This window comes from Amycolatopsis coloradensis, from assembly GCF_037997115.1.
Taxonomy (GTDB): Bacteria; Actinomycetota; Actinomycetes; order Mycobacteriales; family Pseudonocardiaceae; genus Amycolatopsis; species Amycolatopsis coloradensis_A.
In genome coordinates, this window is sequence record NZ_CP150484.1 from 5,469,480 (window position 1) to 5,484,843 (window position 15,364).

The 15,364-nt window shown below is 69.4% G+C and carries 18 protein-coding genes; 6 read left to right on the top strand and 12 right to left on the bottom strand.

Going from position 1 to position 15,364, the window contains the following annotated elements; all coding sequences use genetic code 11:
- Positions 1-6: 6 nt before the first annotated feature.
- On the bottom strand, positions 7-438 hold the full coding sequence (locus tag LCL61_RS25635) for a winged helix-turn-helix transcriptional regulator (RefSeq protein WP_340688679.1): 432 nt from the start codon (positions 436-438) through the stop codon (positions 7-9).
- Positions 439-542: 104 nt separating this feature from the next.
- Between LCL61_RS25635 and LCL61_RS25640 the strand changes: the two genes are divergently transcribed.
- The 3 genes from LCL61_RS25640 to LCL61_RS25650 are packed head-to-tail and all read left to right on the top strand — an operon-like array spanning position 543 to position 2,666.
- Positions 543-1,481: an NADP-dependent oxidoreductase gene (locus tag LCL61_RS25640; RefSeq protein ID WP_340682083.1), complete on the top strand. Its 939-nt coding sequence runs from the start codon at positions 543-545 to the stop codon at positions 1,479-1,481.
- 37 nt (positions 1,482-1,518) lie between these two features.
- Positions 1,519-1,971, top strand: coding sequence for an SRPBCC family protein (locus LCL61_RS25645; protein WP_340682084.1), 453 nt, complete (start codon positions 1,519-1,521; stop codon positions 1,969-1,971).
- Entirely contained in the window at positions 1,968-2,666 is a 699-nt protein-coding gene (locus LCL61_RS25650) for an SDR family oxidoreductase (RefSeq protein ID WP_340682085.1), read from the top strand. Before LCL61_RS25645 ends, LCL61_RS25650 begins: the two co-directional genes overlap by 4 nt.
- On the opposite strand, the gene LCL61_RS25655 is transcribed toward LCL61_RS25650, so the two are convergent.
- From LCL61_RS25655 to pafA, 4 genes are all read right to left on the bottom strand, one after another.
- On the bottom strand, positions 2,663-3,526 hold the full coding sequence (locus tag LCL61_RS25655; protein WP_340682086.1) for a TIGR03620 family F420-dependent LLM class oxidoreductase: 864 nt from the start codon (positions 3,524-3,526) through the stop codon (positions 2,663-2,665). The two genes, LCL61_RS25650 and LCL61_RS25655, sit on opposite strands and share 4 nt — an antisense overlap.
- Positions 3,527-3,597: 71 nt before the next feature.
- The gene (locus LCL61_RS25660) at positions 3,598-3,939 is read right to left on the bottom strand and encodes a metalloregulator ArsR/SmtB family transcription factor (RefSeq protein WP_340682087.1); all 342 of its coding nucleotides are present in this window, start codon (positions 3,937-3,939) and stop codon (positions 3,598-3,600) included.
- 12 nt (positions 3,940-3,951) lie between these two features.
- Positions 3,952-4,995 (bottom strand): oxidoreductase, encoded by a 1,044-nt coding sequence (locus LCL61_RS25665; protein WP_340682088.1) that lies wholly within the window; start codon positions 4,993-4,995, stop codon positions 3,952-3,954.
- An 80-nt stretch (positions 4,996-5,075) separates the two neighbouring features.
- Complete coding sequence (gene pafA, locus LCL61_RS25670) at positions 5,076-6,434, bottom strand: Pup--protein ligase (RefSeq protein WP_007035399.1); 1,359 nt, start codon at positions 6,432-6,434, stop codon at positions 5,076-5,078.
- A gap of 147 nt (positions 6,435-6,581) precedes the next feature.
- On the opposite strand from pafA, the gene LCL61_RS25675 reads away from it, so the two are divergent.
- Positions 6,582-8,060: a bifunctional phosphatase PAP2/diacylglycerol kinase family protein gene (locus LCL61_RS25675; protein ID WP_340682089.1), complete on the top strand. Its 1,479-nt coding sequence runs from the start codon at positions 6,582-6,584 to the stop codon at positions 8,058-8,060.
- A 172-nt stretch (positions 8,061-8,232) separates the two neighbouring features.
- Here the strand turns inward: LCL61_RS25675 and prcA are convergent, their stop codons facing one another.
- The 4 genes from prcA to dop form a co-directional block, all read right to left on the bottom strand.
- The gene (gene prcA / locus LCL61_RS25680; RefSeq protein WP_340682090.1) at positions 8,233-8,994 is read right to left on the bottom strand and encodes a proteasome subunit alpha; all 762 of its coding nucleotides are present in this window, start codon (positions 8,992-8,994) and stop codon (positions 8,233-8,235) included.
- Positions 8,995-9,046: 52 nt separating this feature from the next.
- Positions 9,047-9,883: a proteasome subunit beta gene (gene prcB, locus LCL61_RS25685; protein WP_340682091.1), complete on the bottom strand. Its 837-nt coding sequence runs from the start codon at positions 9,881-9,883 to the stop codon at positions 9,047-9,049.
- Between the two features lie 73 nt (positions 9,884-9,956).
- Entirely contained in the window at positions 9,957-10,151 is a 195-nt protein-coding gene (locus tag LCL61_RS25690; protein WP_037319666.1) for a ubiquitin-like protein Pup, read from the bottom strand.
- A gap of 97 nt (positions 10,152-10,248) precedes the next feature.
- Entirely contained in the window at positions 10,249-11,751 is a 1,503-nt protein-coding gene (gene dop / locus LCL61_RS25695) for a depupylase/deamidase Dop (protein ID WP_039924535.1), read from the bottom strand.
- 43 nt (positions 11,752-11,794) lie between these two features.
- Here dop and LCL61_RS25700 point away from each other — a divergent pair, with 43 nt between their 5' ends.
- Positions 11,795-12,313: an NUDIX hydrolase gene (locus tag LCL61_RS25700; RefSeq protein ID WP_340682092.1), complete on the top strand. Its 519-nt coding sequence runs from the start codon at positions 11,795-11,797 to the stop codon at positions 12,311-12,313.
- Here the strand turns inward: LCL61_RS25700 and LCL61_RS25705 are convergent.
- The 3 genes from LCL61_RS25705 to LCL61_RS25715 are packed head-to-tail and all read right to left on the bottom strand — an operon-like array spanning position 12,310 to position 14,264.
- On the bottom strand, positions 12,310-12,915 hold the full coding sequence (locus LCL61_RS25705) for a hypothetical protein (RefSeq protein ID WP_340682093.1): 606 nt from the start codon (positions 12,913-12,915) through the stop codon (positions 12,310-12,312). The genes LCL61_RS25700 and LCL61_RS25705 overlap by 4 nt on opposite strands.
- Before the next feature lie 54 nt (positions 12,916-12,969).
- Positions 12,970-13,923, bottom strand: coding sequence for an aldo/keto reductase (locus LCL61_RS25710; RefSeq protein ID WP_340682094.1), 954 nt, complete (start codon positions 13,921-13,923; stop codon positions 12,970-12,972).
- The gene (locus LCL61_RS25715; protein WP_125678154.1) at positions 13,920-14,264 is read right to left on the bottom strand and encodes a hypothetical protein; all 345 of its coding nucleotides are present in this window, start codon (positions 14,262-14,264) and stop codon (positions 13,920-13,922) included. The genes LCL61_RS25710 and LCL61_RS25715 overlap by 4 nt, the downstream gene beginning before the upstream one ends.
- 143 nt (positions 14,265-14,407) lie before the next feature.
- Between LCL61_RS25715 and LCL61_RS25720 the strand changes: the two genes are divergently transcribed.
- Positions 14,408-15,319, top strand: a complete 912-nt coding sequence (locus LCL61_RS25720; protein ID WP_340682095.1) for a DMT family transporter — start codon at positions 14,408-14,410, stop codon at positions 15,317-15,319.
- Positions 15,320-15,364: the final 45 nt, after the last annotated feature.

Sequence of the window (15,364 nt, forward strand, 5' to 3'; positions counted from 1 at the left end):
GCTACCCTAGCCCGCGCCGTCCGACCCGATGGTGAGAGCCGCCGATCGCGCGTCGTAGCGATCCCTGGCGGTCTCGACCTCGTCGAACCGGGTCTCGGCCCATTCCTTGATCCCGGCCAGCAACTGCCGGAGGCTCCGGCCGAGTTCGGTCAGTTCGTAGTCGACGCGGACCGGCACGCAGGGGGTCACCGTGCGGGTCAGGAGGCCGTCCCGTTCGAGGGTCCGCAGTGTCTGCGTGAGCATCTTCTGGCTGACGCCCGCAATCCGGCGCGAGAGGTCGCTGTAGCGCTGGGGCCCGTCGCCGAGGGCGACGAGGACGAGGCTGACCCATTTACCCGAGACCTCGTCGAGCAGTTTCCGGGCGGGACAGGCCGCGAGGTAGGCGTCGTAGGCCCGCTTCTGTTCGTCCCGGCGTTCCTGTGCCGTGCGCGTGACCACGGTGCGCGTACCTCCGCGTGGCTTGGGCACCTCGAGGTGCGTACTTCCCGAAGGAGAGTAACTCCCCATACGTTCGCCGTGAACGATTCCCCTGGAGGAGAACGATGCGCGCTGTGGTGGTCCGCCGGTTCGGCGGCCCGGAAGTCCTGGAGTTCAGCGAAGTCGCGGTACCCGCACCGGGGCCCGGTCAGGTACGAGTGAAGGTGGCCGCGGCCGGGGTCAACCCGGTCGACGCCGGGACCCGGTCGGGTTTCCTGACCGAGGCGGGGATCATCCCGCCGCGTGAGCGGGTCGGGATCGGCTGGGACGTGGCCGGGACTGTCGACGCCGTGGGCGGCGGCGTCACCGGGTTCGCCGCCGGCGACAGCGTGATCGGCCTGCTGGACCGGCCGTCAGCCGCGCTCGGCGCGTATGCCGACTTCGTCGTGCTCGACGCGGACGCGATCGCCGCCGCCCCGCGGACGGTGTCCCTCGCGGAGGCCGCGACATTGCCGCTGAACGGTCTCACCGCGGTCCAGGCCCTCGATCTGCTCGACCTGCCACCGGGCGCGACGGTCCTGGTGACCGGCGCGGCGGGAGCCGTCGGCGGCTACGCGGTCGCCTTGGCCAAGGCGAGGGGATTCCGCGTGGTGGCGGTCGCCGGCCCGGCCGACGAGGCACTGGTTCGAGGCTTCGGCGCGGAGGTTTTCGTGTCACGTGGCGATTTCCTCGCCGATCGCGTGCGGGCGGCGGTCCCTGGCGGCGTCGACGCGGCACTCGACACGGCGCTGCTCGGGCTCGACGCGTTGGACGCGGTGGCGAACCGCGGCCGGTTCGTCGTGTTCGCGGCCGGAGCCGCCCCGATTCCGTTGCGGGGCATCAAGGTCGAGCACGTCTGGGTAGCCGCCGACGGCGCGGCGCTCGCCGGGCTGGTGACCTTGGTCGACAACGGTGCGCTCGGCCTCCGGGTCGCCGACACCTTGCCCTTGGCCGAGGCGGTGAAAGCACACGACCGCCTGGCGGAGGACGGACTCCGCGGAAGGCTCGTCCTGACCATTGAATAAGTTGACGCTTAATTAAGCCTACGGTTATCTTCGCGTCATGGACAACGAGGAGACCCGGCTCGAACTCCGGCGCGAGTACCCGGACCCCATCGAGGACGTCTGGTCGGCGCTCACCGATTCCGAGCGCACGGCCCGCTGGATCGGCACCTGGACGGGCGAAGCCGGAGTCGGCAACACGATCATGCTGTCGATGACCGCCGAGGAGGGCTCCGAGCCGGGTCCCGCCGTCATCCGCGAATGCGATCCGCCGAAACGGCTGGTCATGGATCTGCACAACACCGGCGAGCCGACCTGGCGAGTGGAGCTGACCCTGACCCCGCGCGGCGACGGAACAGTGCTCGACTTCGTGCACCGGATGCCCAAACCGGACTGGGACACCTCGGATATCGCCAAGGGCTGGCACTTCTACCTCGACCGGCTCGGCGCTTCCCTCGCCGGCGAACCGGTGCCCGAATGGGACGGCTACACGCCGCCTAGTTTGGAGGCATGAACGAGCGAGTACTGCTGATCACCGGTGCTTCCCGCGGCCTCGGCGCGGCCACCGCGCGCCGGGCCGCGACGGCCGGATTCCGGCTGGCGTTGCTCTCCCGCGACCGCGAGGCGCTGCTCCCGCTCGTCGCCGAGCTCGGCGAGGAGCGGGCCCTCGCGGTCGCGGCGGACGTCACCGAATGGGGATCGATCTTCGCGGCCGTCGAGACGGTGAAGAACACCTTCGGCCGGCTGGACGCGGTGTTTGCCAACGCGGGACAAAGCGTCGTCGTCTCGTTCTTCGGCGACGGCGGCGCGGACCCCGAACAGTGGCGGGACATGGTGCTGACGAACGTCTACGGCACCGCCCTCACCGCACGGGCGACCCTTCCGTCACTGGCGGAATCGAAGGGGCACCTCGTGCTCACCGGCTCGGTCGCCGGGCGCTACCACCGGCCCGGGAACCTCTACTCGGCCACGAAATGGGCGGTGACCGGGCTCGCCGGGTCCATCCGCGAGGAGGCCATCGGCACCGGCGTGCGGGTCACCGTCGTGCAGCCGGGACTGGTCGACACCTCGATGATCCCCGAGGACTCGAAGTCCAAGCCCAAACTGGAACCCGACGACATCGCGAGGGCGGTGCTCTTCGCGCTGGAGCAGCCGCCCTCGGTCGACGTCAACGAGATCGTGGTCCGCCCGACCGGCCAGGTCCGCTAGCGCGGCAGCAGCGAGTCGGCCAGCCGCCGCCAGTGCGGCATGGCCGATTCGCCGGGTTCGATGCCGATGACCTGGACGCCGACGTGGTCGGCGCCCGCGTCGAGGTGGCCGTGCAGTTTCGCGGTGACGGTGTCGAGGTCGCCCCAGAACACGAGATCGTCGACGAGCCGGTCGCTGCCTCGGCCGCCGTCGATGTCGGCTTCGGTGTAGCCGAGGCGGAGGAACTTGGCCACGTTGTACTTCGACGTCAGGTAGGCGTGCAGATGTTCGCGGGCGATCGCACGCGCCTTGCCCGGGTCGGTTTCGAACAGCACGGCGTGCTCGACGCCGAGGAAGGCCTTCTCCCCCAGCACTTCCCTCGCCTGGGCGGTGTGCGACACCGGCACGTGGTAGGTGTGCGCGCCCTCGGACCGGTCGCGGGCGAGCCCGAGCATTTTCGGCCCGTACGCCGCCAGCAGCCGCCGGATCGACTGAGCGGGCAGCGGGTTCGCGCTGGTGACGGTGTCGAGTTCGTCGAGGTAGGTGTTCATCGCCTCCAGCGGCTTGACACCGGGACGCGCGCCACCGAAGCCGAGCCCGAGGACATGCCTGCCCGGATACGCGTCGGCGAGCAGGAGCGCCGCGCCACGGGTCCAGCGGGCCCCACGGGAGTCGATGCGCGCGATTCCGTTGACCACGGCCATCTGTTCGGTGGACGCGAGCAGGAATCCGGCGTGGGTCAGCGCTTCGCGGCCGTCCCGTTCCGGGATCCAGATCGCGGGCCAGCCGAGTTCTTCCAGTTCTCGCACCGAATCCCGGAGCATGCTCGCGGGCTGATCCTCGAAGTCGAACGTCCAGATCCCGAAACGCCCCAGTTCCATCTGTCTCTCCTCAGGTCGAGTCCAACATATCGAAGCATCGCAGATTTTCGATATGTTATTCCCGGCCGGGCTCAGATGGAGCGTCCCAGCAGGTCGACCAGCTGGGCGATCCGCTGCTCGTCACGGCGATAGTGCGTCCACTTGCCCACCCGGGTGGACCGGACGAGCCCGGCGCGCTGCAACAGCGCCATGTACGCCGACACCGTGGACTGCGCGAGCCCCAGCTTCGCCTGGAGATGACTGACGCAGACCCCGACCTCGTCCTGGTCGGCGATCGCGTTCTCCGGCGGGAAGTGCCGGTCCGGTTCGCGCAGCCACCCGAGCACCTGGAGCCGGATCGGGTTGGCGAGCGCCTTCAACACCTCGACCAGATGATCGGTGGTCTCCGGGACTGGTTCGGCTTGTGCGGTCATAGTCCTTCGAGCTTAGGCCGTTCCGAGCCGCGCGGCCCTGCCGTTGGCCCCGCTCGCCCAGCACGCGCCACGAGCGCAGTCGACCGAGTCGAGCGATCCGGTGTCGAACGACTTCCAATGCCGTCCGCCGTCCGGGCTCAGATCGCTCCCGCCGGGGCCGACGGCGATCACGGTGTTCCCCAGCCACGCCAGGCCGGAGCGGTAGCCGACCGGGGCCTCGGGCGGTGTCCGCCAGGTGCGCCCCCTGTCCGCACTGAGCGCCGCCGCCGGACCGGGAGCGTTCGGCGCCGCGTAGTCGCCGCCGATGGCCACGCCGTGCCGTGGATCTCGGAACGCCACCGAAAAGACCCCGGCTGAGGCGCCGCTGGGCAACGGAGTGTCCGCGGCTTCCCACGTCATCCCGCCGTCGCCGGAGTGCAGGACGCGGGCGCGGGCCCCGCCACCGGTGGCGATCCAGGCGTCACGCGGGCCCGAAGTGGTGAGGCACTGGCCGCTGGCGGCGAACCCGAACTCGCCGTCGAGCGCGGGGACCATGCCCTCGGCGGGAACCGGCTTCCACGTGCGACCACCGTCCGAAGTGGACTGTAACCGGAACTTGCCGTCCACCGGATCGCTCATCGCGAGACCGCGCCGGTGGTCGAAGAACGCGACACAGTCGTAAAAGGCGGCAGGGTCACTGTTCCTGAAGGACAGTCGCCAGCTCTTGCCGCCGTCGTCGGTGCGGTAGATCCGGGACGCGTCGCCGGGCCCGATCGACAGCGCGACCGCGTGATCTGCGTCGAAGGCCTCGATGTCACGGAAGTCGAGCGCCTCGGTGCCCGCGGGGGCGACGGGCTGCCAGGTGCGGCCGCGGTCGGTGGTGCGCAGGATGGTGCCCCTGCTGCCGCTGACCCACGCCGTACGGGAATCCACCGCGGACAGGCCGCGCAACTGGGTGTCCATGCCCGTCGGAGTCTCCGTCCACGCGGGCTCCGGACATTCCGGTGCGGCGTGCGCGACACCGGTGAACGCCATCGGGACGACCGCACCCAGCAGGACCAGCAACGCACGGCGCATCGGCGCACCTCTCCCTCGAAGATCCGTGAAGGCCACCTTAGAGGGCGCGGAGCCTTCCAAGATGGCCTTCACGGAGTAATTCAGAGCGAGGAGATGAGCCTCTCGACGCGTTCGTCCACCGAGCGGAACGGGTCCTTGCACAGCACGGTCCGCTGTGCCTGGTCGTTGAGCTTGAGGTGCACCCAGTCCACGGTGAAGTCACGCCCGGCGGCCTGCGCGGCGGCGATGAAGTCACCGCGCAGCTTCGCCCGCGTGGTCTGCGGCGGCGTGTCCTTGGCCAACTCGATCTCGCCGTCGTCGGTGACCCGCCGCACGAGCCCCTTCCGCTGCAGCAGGTCGAAGATGCCCCGCCCGCGCCGGATGTCGTGGTAGGCCAGGTCGAGTTGCGCGATCCGCGGGCTCGACAGGTCGAGGTCGTGCTTGTTGCGGTAGCGCTCGACCAGTCGGTGCTTGATCGCCCAGTCGATCTCGGTGTCGATCTTGCTGAAGTCCTGCTGCTCGACCGCCTCCAGCGCACGGCCCCACAGCTCGACGACGCGCTCGGATTGCGGCGACGAACCGGTCTCCTTGACGTGCTGGACGGCCCGGGCGTGGTACTCGCGCTGGATGTCCAGCGCGGACGCCTCGCGGCCGCCGGCGAGCCGCACCTGTCGGCGTCCGGTGAGGTCGTGGCTGATCTCGCGGATGGCCCTTATCGGGTTGTCCAGCGTGAAGTCGCGGAACTGGACGCCCGCTTCGATCATCTCCAGCACCAGGTTCGCCGATCCGACCTTGAGCATCGTGGTCGGCTCGGCCATGTTCGAGTCGCCGACGATCACGTGCAGGCGCCGGTAGCGTTCGGCGTCGGCGTGCGGCTCGTCGCGGGTGTTGATGATCGGCCGCGAGCGCGTGGTGGCGCTGGAGACGCCCTCCCAGATGTGTTCCGCTCGCTGGGACAGGCAGTACACGGCGCCGCGGGGCGTCTGCAGCACCTTGCCGGCGCCGCAGATGAGCTGCCGGGTCACCAGGAACGGCAGCAGCACGTCGGCGATCCGGGAGAACTCACCCGCCCGGGTCACCAGGTAGTTCTCGTGGCAGCCGTAGGAGTTGCCCGCCGAGTCGGTGTTGTTCTTGAACAGGAAGATGTCGCCGCCGATGCCCTCGTCCGCCAGCCGCCGCTCGGCGTCCACCAGGAGGTCCTCGAGGATCCGCTCCCCCGCCTTGTCGTGCGTGACGAGCTGGACGAGGTCGTCGCATTCCGCCGTCGCGTACTCAGGGTGGGAACCCACGTCGAGGTAGAGCCGCGAGCCGTTCGACAGGAAGACGTTCGACGAACGCCCCCAGGACACGACACGCCGAAACAGGTAACGCGCCACTTCGTCCGGGGAGAGCCTGCGTTGCCCGTGAAAGGTGCACGTGACCCCGAACTCGGTCTCGATGCCAAAGATCCGCCGCTGCATCCCACCAGAGTAGGCGGTGAAGACCCACTGAAGGTGCGCCGTTCGGGCGGCGACACGCGGTCGGTACGTTGCATTCGGTGAAAGGTGTGCGGGAAGTCCCGATCGGGTCTCACGCGCATGACGTTCCGGGCCGGAAGTGGGGAACCCGTGTTAAAGCAGCTCAAGCGCCCTTTCCGCAAGGTCGGGCGGACCGATCGGCGGCTGATGGCGCGGAGTGCTGCCCTGCCGAGGACCAGGGCCGACGAGGTGATCACGTCGCTCTCCAAAAGTGCGGACAAATCCAAGCTTTGGTGGTGTGTCGCGGTCCTGCTCGCGGCGAAGAAGGGGCCGACGCGCCGGGGAGCGCTCCGCGGCGTGGCCGCCATCGCCGGGGCCAGCGCGGCGGCGAACCTGATCGGCAAGCCGCTGTTCCCCCGCCGCCGCCCCGCGGCCGAAGAGGTGCCGATGCACCGGCGGCTCGTCCGGCGGCCGACCTCGTCGTCGTTCCCGTCCGGGCACTCGGCGTCCGCGGCCGCCTTCGTCACGGCCGTCGCGATGGAATCGCCCAAGACCGGCGCCGCCCTCGTACCGCTGGCCGCCGCCGTGGCCTATTCCCGGGTCCACACCGGTGTCCACTGGCCCAGTGACGTCGGGGTGGGGATCGGGATCGGCGTCGGCGCCGGCCTCCTCACGCGGCACTGGTGGCCGCTGAACGACGACGTCCCCGGCCGCACCGCGCACACCGCCGAAGCGCCCGAAATGCGCGACGGGGAGGACATGCTCGTCCTGGTCAACCCGCATTCGGGGATCGACGGCCAGGATCCGACCGAGGAAGCCCGGTTCGCCTGGCCCAAGGCCACCATCCTGTATCCGGACGCGAAGCGTGACCTGCGCGATCAGCTCTGCGACGAGATCGCCGCCCGGGACAACACCGTACGCGCGCTCGGTGTCGCCGGGGGTGACGGGACGGTCGCCGCAGTGGCCGCCGTCGCGGCCGACCACGACCTGCCGCTCGCGCTCATCCCGGCGGGCACCCTCAACCACTTCGCCCGGGACGTGGGCATGCGCTCGATGCCCGACGCGGACGCCGCCACCGAGGCGGGCAACGCCGTCGGCGTCGACCTCGGCGAGGTCGAGATCAACCACGACGACGACCAGCGCTACTTCGTCAACACCGCCAGCCTCGGCGGTTACCCGGAAATGGTCCGCATCCGGGAAAGGCTGCAGAAGCGGCACCCGAAGTGGCCGTCGGCGGCGATCGCGCTCGCCCGCACCCTCCGGCGCGCGAAGCCGCTGGAAGTGACCCTCAACGGCAAGCACACCAGCATCTGGCTGCTGTTCGTCGGCAACGGCACCTACTCGCCGAAGGGGTTCGCCCCCTCGCGCCGCCCGGCGCTCGACACCGGCCTTCTCGACGTCCGGTACCTGCGCGCCGACCTGCCCTACTCGCGAGCGCGGTTCATCCTCGCCACGATCACGAACAGCCTCAACGCCAGCCACGTCTACCAGGAACTCGACGTTCCGGAGCTGCACGTCCGGCTGCTGAACGGCAACCGCCGCGTCGCCACCGACGGCGAGGTCGGCCCGCTCGGCAACGACTTCCGCTTCCGGTCGCGGCCCAGCGCGCTCACCATCTACCGGCTCTAGGCACCCTCCGCGCGGGCCGCGTCCACTGTGTACTGAGGGGTAGGCCAAAGGCGGCTTTCGCAACGTTAGCGGGGATACACCCGACCTTTGCCTTACCCCCATCGCAAGTATGTGAAGGCCCCCTTCACCGCGCTAGACGCAGTGAAGGGGGCCTTCACATACTTCAGGAGGCTCAGTCCTTCTTGGACTCACCGTCGGGCTTGTCGCCCTCGGCGTCGTCCTTCTTCGGCTCCTCCGGCTCGGCGGGCAGCAGCGCGTCCAGCGCGGCACCGGCGACCCGGCGGAACTTGCGGCCGCGCCGCTCCCGCTCCAGGACGGCGACCTCGAGCTTCACCGGGTCCGAGTCGCCGTTCGCGGGCGTGGGGGTGTTGGCTCGCAACGCCTTCACCGCGACGCCGAGCGCCGCTTCCAGCTCCATGTCCGACTCGAAGCTCTCCTTGAGCTTCGTGGTGAGCGTGTCGGCCTGACCGCCCATCACGACGAACTTCGGCTCGTCGAAGATCGAACCGTCGTAGGTCAGCCGGTACAGCTGGTCCTCGGCGGCGGTCGCGCCGACCTCGGCGACGCAGACCTCCACCTCGAACGGCTTCAGCTGCTCGGTGAAGATGCTGCCCAGCGTCGCGGCGTACGCGTTCGCCAGCGCACGCGCGCTGACGTCCCGCCGGTCGTACTGGTAGCCCTTCAGGTCCGCGTGCCGGATGCCGGCGACACGGAGGTTCTCGAACTCGCTGTAGCGGCCCACGGCCGCGAAACCGATCCGGTCGTAGATCTCCGACACCTTGTGCAACGTCGCCGAGGGGTTCTCGGCCACGAACAGCACGCCACCGCGGTACTTGAGCACGACCACGCTCCGGCCACGCGCGATGCCCTTGCGCGCGATCTCGGAACGCTCCCGCATCAACTGCTCGGGAGAGGCGTACAACGGCATCGTCACTGTGGTGCTCCGCTCTTTCGGGCTCTCATCGGGAAGGGACAGGGAAAGACGGCTAGCGCCCGCGCTCGGCTCGTGCGGCCACGACGGCCTCGGCCACCGCTGTCGTCTGCTCGAGCGGCAACGCCACCGCACCCTGCTCCGCGGTGACCGTCACGATCGTCGGGAAGATCCGGCGCACCAGATCCGGCCCGCCGGTCGCGGTGTCGTCGTCCGCCGCGTCGTACAGCGCCTCCACCGCCGTCCGGATCGCGGCTTCGGCGTCCGCGTCCGGGTCGTACAGCTTCTTCAGCGAGCCCTTCGCGAACAGCGAACCCGAGCCGATGGCGTGGTAGCCCGCGTTCTCCTCATAGCGGCCGCCCGTCGCGTCGTACGAGACGATCCGGCCCGCGTGCTTCGCGTCCTCGGCGTCGAGGTCGTACCCGACGAACAGCGGCAGCACGGCCAGCCCCGCCATCGCCATCTCGAGGTTGGACTTCACCAGCCCCGCGAGCTTGTTCGTCTTGCCGTCGAGCGAGAGCGAAACACCCTCGATCTTCTCGTAGTGCGCCAGTTCGACCGCGTACAGCCGCACCATCTCGATCGCCAGCCCGGCCGAGCCCGCGATGCCCACGGCCGAGTACTCGTCGGTGACGTGGACCTTCTCCATGTCGCGCGAAGCGATCAGGTTGCCCGACGTGGCCCGCCGGTCACCGGCGATCAGCACCCCGCCCGCGAACTTGACCGCGACGATCGTCGTCCCGTGCGGGGCGTCCAGCCCGGCCGCCCCGGTCGAGACCCGCCGCTCCGGGAGCAGCTCGGGCGCCTGCGCCCGGAGGAAGTCCGAGAACGACGAGGTCGCCGACGAGAAGTACGCGGCGGGCAGCGCCGACTTACCCGAGGTGTGTTCCATACGTGCTCAAAGTTCCAATCTGTGTGATCCGCCGGCTCCGCACAGGCGGCCGCGCGGGCCGCCGGAAGACGAGTTACTCGCCGCCCTTTTGCACGTACGCGCGGACGAAGTCCTCGGCGTTCTCCTCGAGCACGTCGTCGATCTCGTCGAGGATCGTGTCGACGTCCTCGCCGAGCTTCTCGCGCCGTTCCTGACCCGCCGGACCGCCGTCCTCGAACTCTTCGTCCGAGTCGCCGCCGCCGTGCTTTTCGATCTTTTCCTGAGCCATCTCGCCTCCCGGTGTGGCCGATGTTTCCTAGCCTACCCAGCGGTCCCGACAATCCGCGGGATCCGTGATCGCTTAACCCCGATGAAAGGAAATCCCGCTAGTCCGAACCGGTGAGCGCCTCCACCAGCTCCTCGGCGGTCGCGGAGTCGTCCAGCAACTTCCCCACGTGGGCCTTCGTGCCCCGCAACGGCTCCAACGTCGGGATCCGCACCAGCGATTCCCTGCCGACGTCGAAGATGACCGAATCCCACGACGCCGCGGCGATGGAGTTGGCGTACTTCTCCAGCGTGCGGCCCCGGAAGTAGGCCCTGGTGTCGGAAGGCGGGGTCGTGACCGCCTCCAGCACCTCCTCCTCGGTCACCAGGCGCTTCATCGAACCTCTGGTGACGAGCCTGTTGTACAGGCCCTTGTCCAGCCGGACATCCGAGTACTGCAGGTCGACCAGCCGCAACCGCGGCGCGCCCCAGGCCAGCTGGTCCCGCGCGCGGTAGCCCTCGAGCAACCGCAGCTTCGCCGGCCAGTCCAGCCTGTCCGCGCATTCCTGGGGGTCCCGCGCCAGGGCGTCCAGGATCTCGCCCCAGACCCGCAGGACCTCCTTGGAGGCCTCGTCCGCGCCGGTGCGCTCCAGGTTCGCCGACGCGATCTCGTGGTAGGCGAACTGGAGGTCCAGCCCGGTGTACTTGCGCCCGTTGGCCAGCGACACCTTCGCCTTCAGCGTCGGGTCGTGGCTGATCTGGTGGACGGCCCGCACCGGTTCGTCCAGTTTCAGGTCGTCGAACCGGATGCCCGCCTCGATCAGGTCCAGCACCAGCGCCGTCGTGCCGACCTTGAGGTACGTCGAGTACTCGGCCAGGTTCGCGTCGCCGATGATGACGTGCAGCCGGCGGTACTTGTCCGCGTCGGCGTGCGGCTCGTCGCGAGTGTTGATGATCCCGCGTTTGAGCGTGGTCTCCAGGCCGACCTCGACCTCGATGTAGTCCGAGCGCTGCGAGAGCTGGAAACCCGCCTCCTCGCTCTGCTGCCCGACACCGACGCGGCCCGAACCCGTGATCACCTGGCGGGACACGAAGAACGGCGTCAGCCCGGCGATCACCGCGGTGAACGGGGTCGACCGCTGCATCAGGTAGTTCTCGTGCGTGCCGTAGCTCGCGCCCTTGCCGTCGACGTTGTTCTTGTACAGCTGCAACGGCGGCTGTCCCGGCACGGTGGCGGCCTTGCGCGCCGCCTCCTCCATGACCCGTTCGCCCGCCTTGTCCCAGATGACCGCGTCGCGCGCGTTCGTCACCTCGGGCGCGGAGTACTCGGGGTGGGCGTGGTCGACGTACAACCGCGCCCCGTTGGTCAGGATCACGTTCGCCGCGCCGAGGTCCTCGACGTCCGGGTCGTGTCCTGGGCCGCTCGGGCCGGTCAGGTCGAACCCGCGGGCGTCGCGCAGGGGTGATTCCACCTCGTAGTCCCAGCGTGCCCGCCTCGCCCGCGGGATGTCCGCCGCGGCCGCGTAGGCCAGCACGACCTGGGTCGAGGTGAGTACCGGGTTCGCCGTCGCGTCGCCCGGCACCGCGATGCCGTACTCGACTTCGGTTCCCATGATCCGCCGCATACCCACCACCCTACGGGGTCGGGGGCGTGCGACGATGCCCCCCATGTCAGGCAGTGACGAACTCGTTGCGCTCTATGACCTCGACGGAACCGCGGTGGGAGCGGCCACGCGCTCCCGGGTCCGCGCCGAGGGACTCTGGCACGCGGCGGGCGTGGTGTTGGTCCGTTCGAGTGACGGAGAGCGTGTCTACGTGCATCTCCGTACGGCCACCAAGGACGTCTATCCCTCCACATGGGACTGCTGGGCCGGCGGCATCGTCGCCGCGGGCGAGACCCCGGAGGAATGCGCACGCCGGGAACTGGCTGAAGAACTGGGTGTTCACGGAGTGGAACTACGGCCGCTTTTCGTCCACGTCACCGACGACGAGACGATCCGGGCCCACAACTTCGCCTTCGAAACGCGCTGGGACGGCCCATTCGTCCATCAGCCGTCCGAAGTGGTCGAAGGACGCTGGCTGACGCTGCGTGAGTTGCGTTCGTGGCTCGACGATCCGGAGAGCCGGTTCATCCCGGACGGACGTCTGGGCGCCCTGGAGTGGTTCCGGCGAGAAGACGCGCGCTAGGCCGAACGGAGGCGCTGCGCGACGATCGGCAACAACCGCTTCGCCGCGTCCGTCGCCCGCGCTTCGGTTCCGGCGGTCACGCTGAGGGCGGAGACGAGCTTCCCCTTGGCGAGCAACACCGTGCACGTCGTGCCGTCGCACCAGGCGCGCTGGACCTCGACGCCGGTTTGCTTCGCGAGGGTGAGTTTCTTGCCGTCGCAGTCCGCCCGGAGGACGACATCCGAAGCGTCACGGTCGGGGTACTCGGTGACCTGATGTTCCAGCGTCGAGCCGCTGGGGTACGACCACGTGGCCGAGCGGCTCGTGCCCCGGGTGAGACCGGTCAGACAGCCGGACACCTTGCTGTCGCCGGGGACGACCTCTTCCTCGGCGACGTCCTCGTCGGTCAGCAACGCGGCGGAAACGGCCGCGGGGACGGGAGGCCGGGTCGACGACGGCGGCACCGGGTTGGCCTGCGGTTTGACCGAGGGCTGTGACGGCTCGGCCGCGGGCGTCGGCGTCGGGTCGTCGTAGTAGGTGTCGAGGTCGTTGGGACGGTCGGCGCATCCCGACAGACCGAACAGCGCGACCGTCGCCACCGCGAGCACCTGCCGATGACGCACCCCGAGCCCTCCCCGGCTTCCGCCTGACGTTTGCCGCGAGACTAGTCCAGCCCCTCAATGCCAGCCGAGGCAGGACCGGTGCCGCCAGTAAGCGACCGGTTCCTCCGCGAGCGCGGCCAGCTCCGCGAGTTCGTCTTCGGCGAGTTTCACCTTCGCGGCAACGAGATTCTCCGCGAGCTGGGCGGTGCTCGACGGGCCGACGACCGCGATCGGACGCCAGTCCTGCGCCAGCACCGCCGCGATGGCCACCGCGTCCGGGCCCGTCCCCTGGTCCCGCGCGATCCGCGCGAGCGGCGCAGGCGGCTCGACCACCAGCCGTCCGTTCGCGACGGTTTCCTTGACCAGCACCCGTTTCCCGGCGGCGTGCGCCTCCGCGAGCGCCGGGCCGACGGACGGTTCGAGCAGGTTCCACGTCGACTGCACGGCACTGAAGACCGGCGTTCCGGACACCTCCAGCTCGAACGCCCGGCGGACGGCGTCGGCCTGCGACGGTCCGGACGTCGAGAACCCCACCGGCACCCCGTCCGCGGCGAGTTCCGCCAGCGCGCCGATCAACCGGTCGTCGGTGAACAGTGGACTGTCCACAGTGAGCGAATGGACCTGGTAGAGCGAGATCGCTTTCCCCAGCAGCCCGGCGGATTCGGTCCACTGCTCGGCGAACCGCGCCGCGGTGTGCTCCTTGACCTCGTGCACCTCCGCGTCGAGCTTCCACTCCCCCACGTAGCGGTAGCCCCATTTGCTCGACACGGTGACGCCCGGGTGGCCGCGGTCGGCGAGCCAGCCGGCGAGGAACTCCTCCGAAGAACCATACGAACGAGCGACGTCGATCCAGCGGACGCCCGCGCGATACGCGTCGTCCAGCACGTCGTAGGTCGCCGCGCGCATCGCCTCGAACTCGCGTCCTGGCGGCAGCGCCTCGACCCGGCCGAGGTTGATGTACGCGGGCCTGCCGAGCGCCGCCAGTCCGACGGCGATCCGGTCGCCGACGGGGGTTTCCGAGTCTGTCACCGGGCTCCTTCGTTCTTGTGGCGGAGGATCGCGAGCCACTGGCTCGAGTTCTGTGCCTGCCGATGGAGCTTTTCGAGGCGCGCCGCCGGAGCCCGAACGTAACCCTTGCCGAAGACGGGCGCGATCTGACGGAGGCTGGCGCCTTCTTCTCTGGCGGCGAGCAGTGCCCAGTCCGACGCGTCGGCGCAGGCCGCGGAGGCGCGGCGCAACTCCCCCAGAATCTCGATGAGTTCGGGGGCGCTCACCTCGCCCGCCCGTACGGCGGCCGCCGTCGTTTCCAGCCAGGCCAGGACATCGGCTTCGGTGATCGGCGCGCGCGGGCGCCCGGAAGATTCGCTCACAGCCCGGAAGTATAGGTCGTTATACAGACGGTTCTGGTGACCGCCACGCGCGAGTCTTCGGACACATCGTCTGAAAACCGCTGGAGCGCAAGAGGATTCCGGGATTCACTGAGCCCCGACTTGAGGATTCAGGAGAAGGACAATTGGGACGTTTCGGTATCGCGATCCGGTTCGCGGCACTCGCGGTCGTATGGGGTGCGAGTTTTCTGTTCATCAAGATCGGTCTCACCGGCCTATCGCCGGCTCAGGTGGCGCTCTCGCGCGTCTGCCTCGGCGCCGTGGCGCTCATCGCCATCGCCGCGTGGCGCCGTAAGCCGCTCCCCCGCGATCCGGCGCTCTGGGGCCATCTCGCGGTCGTCTCCGTGCTGCTGTGCGTCATCCCGTTCCTGCTGTTCTCCTGGGCCGAGCAGTACATCTCCTCCGGGCTCGCCAGCATCTTCAACGCGACGACCCCGCTGATCACCATGCTCATCGCCGCCGCGGCCCTGCCGTCGGAACGGTTCACGAAGGCCCGTACGACCGGCCTGCTCCTCGGCTTCCTCGGCGTGCTCACCATCGTCGGGGTCTGGCAAGGGATCGACGTGTCCCACGAACTGACCGCGCAACTGGCGTGCCTCGGCGCGACGACCTGCTACGGCATCTCGTTCGTCTACGTGCGAAGGTTCATTTCCTGGCGGAACCTCGACGCGCCCACCATCGCGCTCGGACAGGTCTGCTGCGGTGCCGTCGTGATGCTGGTACTCGCGCCGTTCATCGCGACGACGCCGGTGCGCCTCGACACGCCGATCGTCCTCAGCATGATCGCGCTCGGAGCGCTGGGCACCGGGCTCGCCTACGCGTGGAACGCGTCGATCATCGCGGCATGGGGCGCGTCGAACGCGTCGGCCGTGACCTACCTCACACCTGTCGTGGGTGTGCTGCTCGGCGTCCTCGTGCTCGACGAACCCTTGGCATGGAACCAGCCCGTCGGCGCGTTGCTCGTCGTCCTGGGGATCCTGGCCGCACACGGGCGGCTGAGCGTGCGCAAGAAGGTCCGGGAACCCGTACCCGCGTGACACGAAAGGGCCCTTCGCCGCATGTGCTGCGACGAAGGGCCCTTT

Excerpts from the sequence above, each read along its gene's own strand:
- LCL61_RS25640 (WP_340682083.1), top strand. The coding sequence starts at position 543 with ATGCGCGCTGTGGTGGTCCGCCGGTTCGGCGGCCCGGAAGTCCTGGAG.
- LCL61_RS25645 (WP_340682084.1), top strand. The coding sequence starts at position 1,519 with ATGGACAACGAGGAGACCCGGCTCGAACTCCGGCGCGAGTACCCGGAC.
- LCL61_RS25650 (WP_340682085.1), top strand. The coding sequence starts at position 1,968 with ATGAACGAGCGAGTACTGCTGATCACCGGTGCTTCCCGCGGCCTCGGC.
- LCL61_RS25655 (WP_340682086.1), bottom strand. The coding sequence starts at position 3,526 with ATGGAACTGGGGCGTTTCGGGATCTGGACGTTCGACTTCGAGGATCAG.
- LCL61_RS25660 (WP_340682087.1), bottom strand. The coding sequence starts at position 3,939 with ATGACCGCACAAGCCGAACCAGTCCCGGAGACCACCGATCATCTGGTC.
- LCL61_RS25665 (WP_340682088.1), bottom strand. The coding sequence starts at position 4,995 with ATGCGCCGTGCGTTGCTGGTCCTGCTGGGTGCGGTCGTCCCGATGGCG.
- pafA (WP_007035399.1), bottom strand. The coding sequence starts at position 6,434 with ATGCAGCGGCGGATCTTTGGCATCGAGACCGAGTTCGGGGTCACGTGC.
- prcB (WP_340682091.1), bottom strand. The coding sequence starts at position 9,883 with ATGGAACACACCTCGGGTAAGTCGGCGCTGCCCGCCGCGTACTTCTCG.
- LCL61_RS25690 (WP_037319666.1), bottom strand. The coding sequence starts at position 10,151 with ATGGCTCAGGAAAAGATCGAAAAGCACGGCGGCGGCGACTCGGACGAA.
- dop (WP_039924535.1), bottom strand. The coding sequence starts at position 11,751 with ATGCGGCGGATCATGGGAACCGAAGTCGAGTACGGCATCGCGGTGCCG.
- LCL61_RS25700 (WP_340682092.1), top strand. The coding sequence starts at position 11,795 with ATGTCAGGCAGTGACGAACTCGTTGCGCTCTATGACCTCGACGGAACC.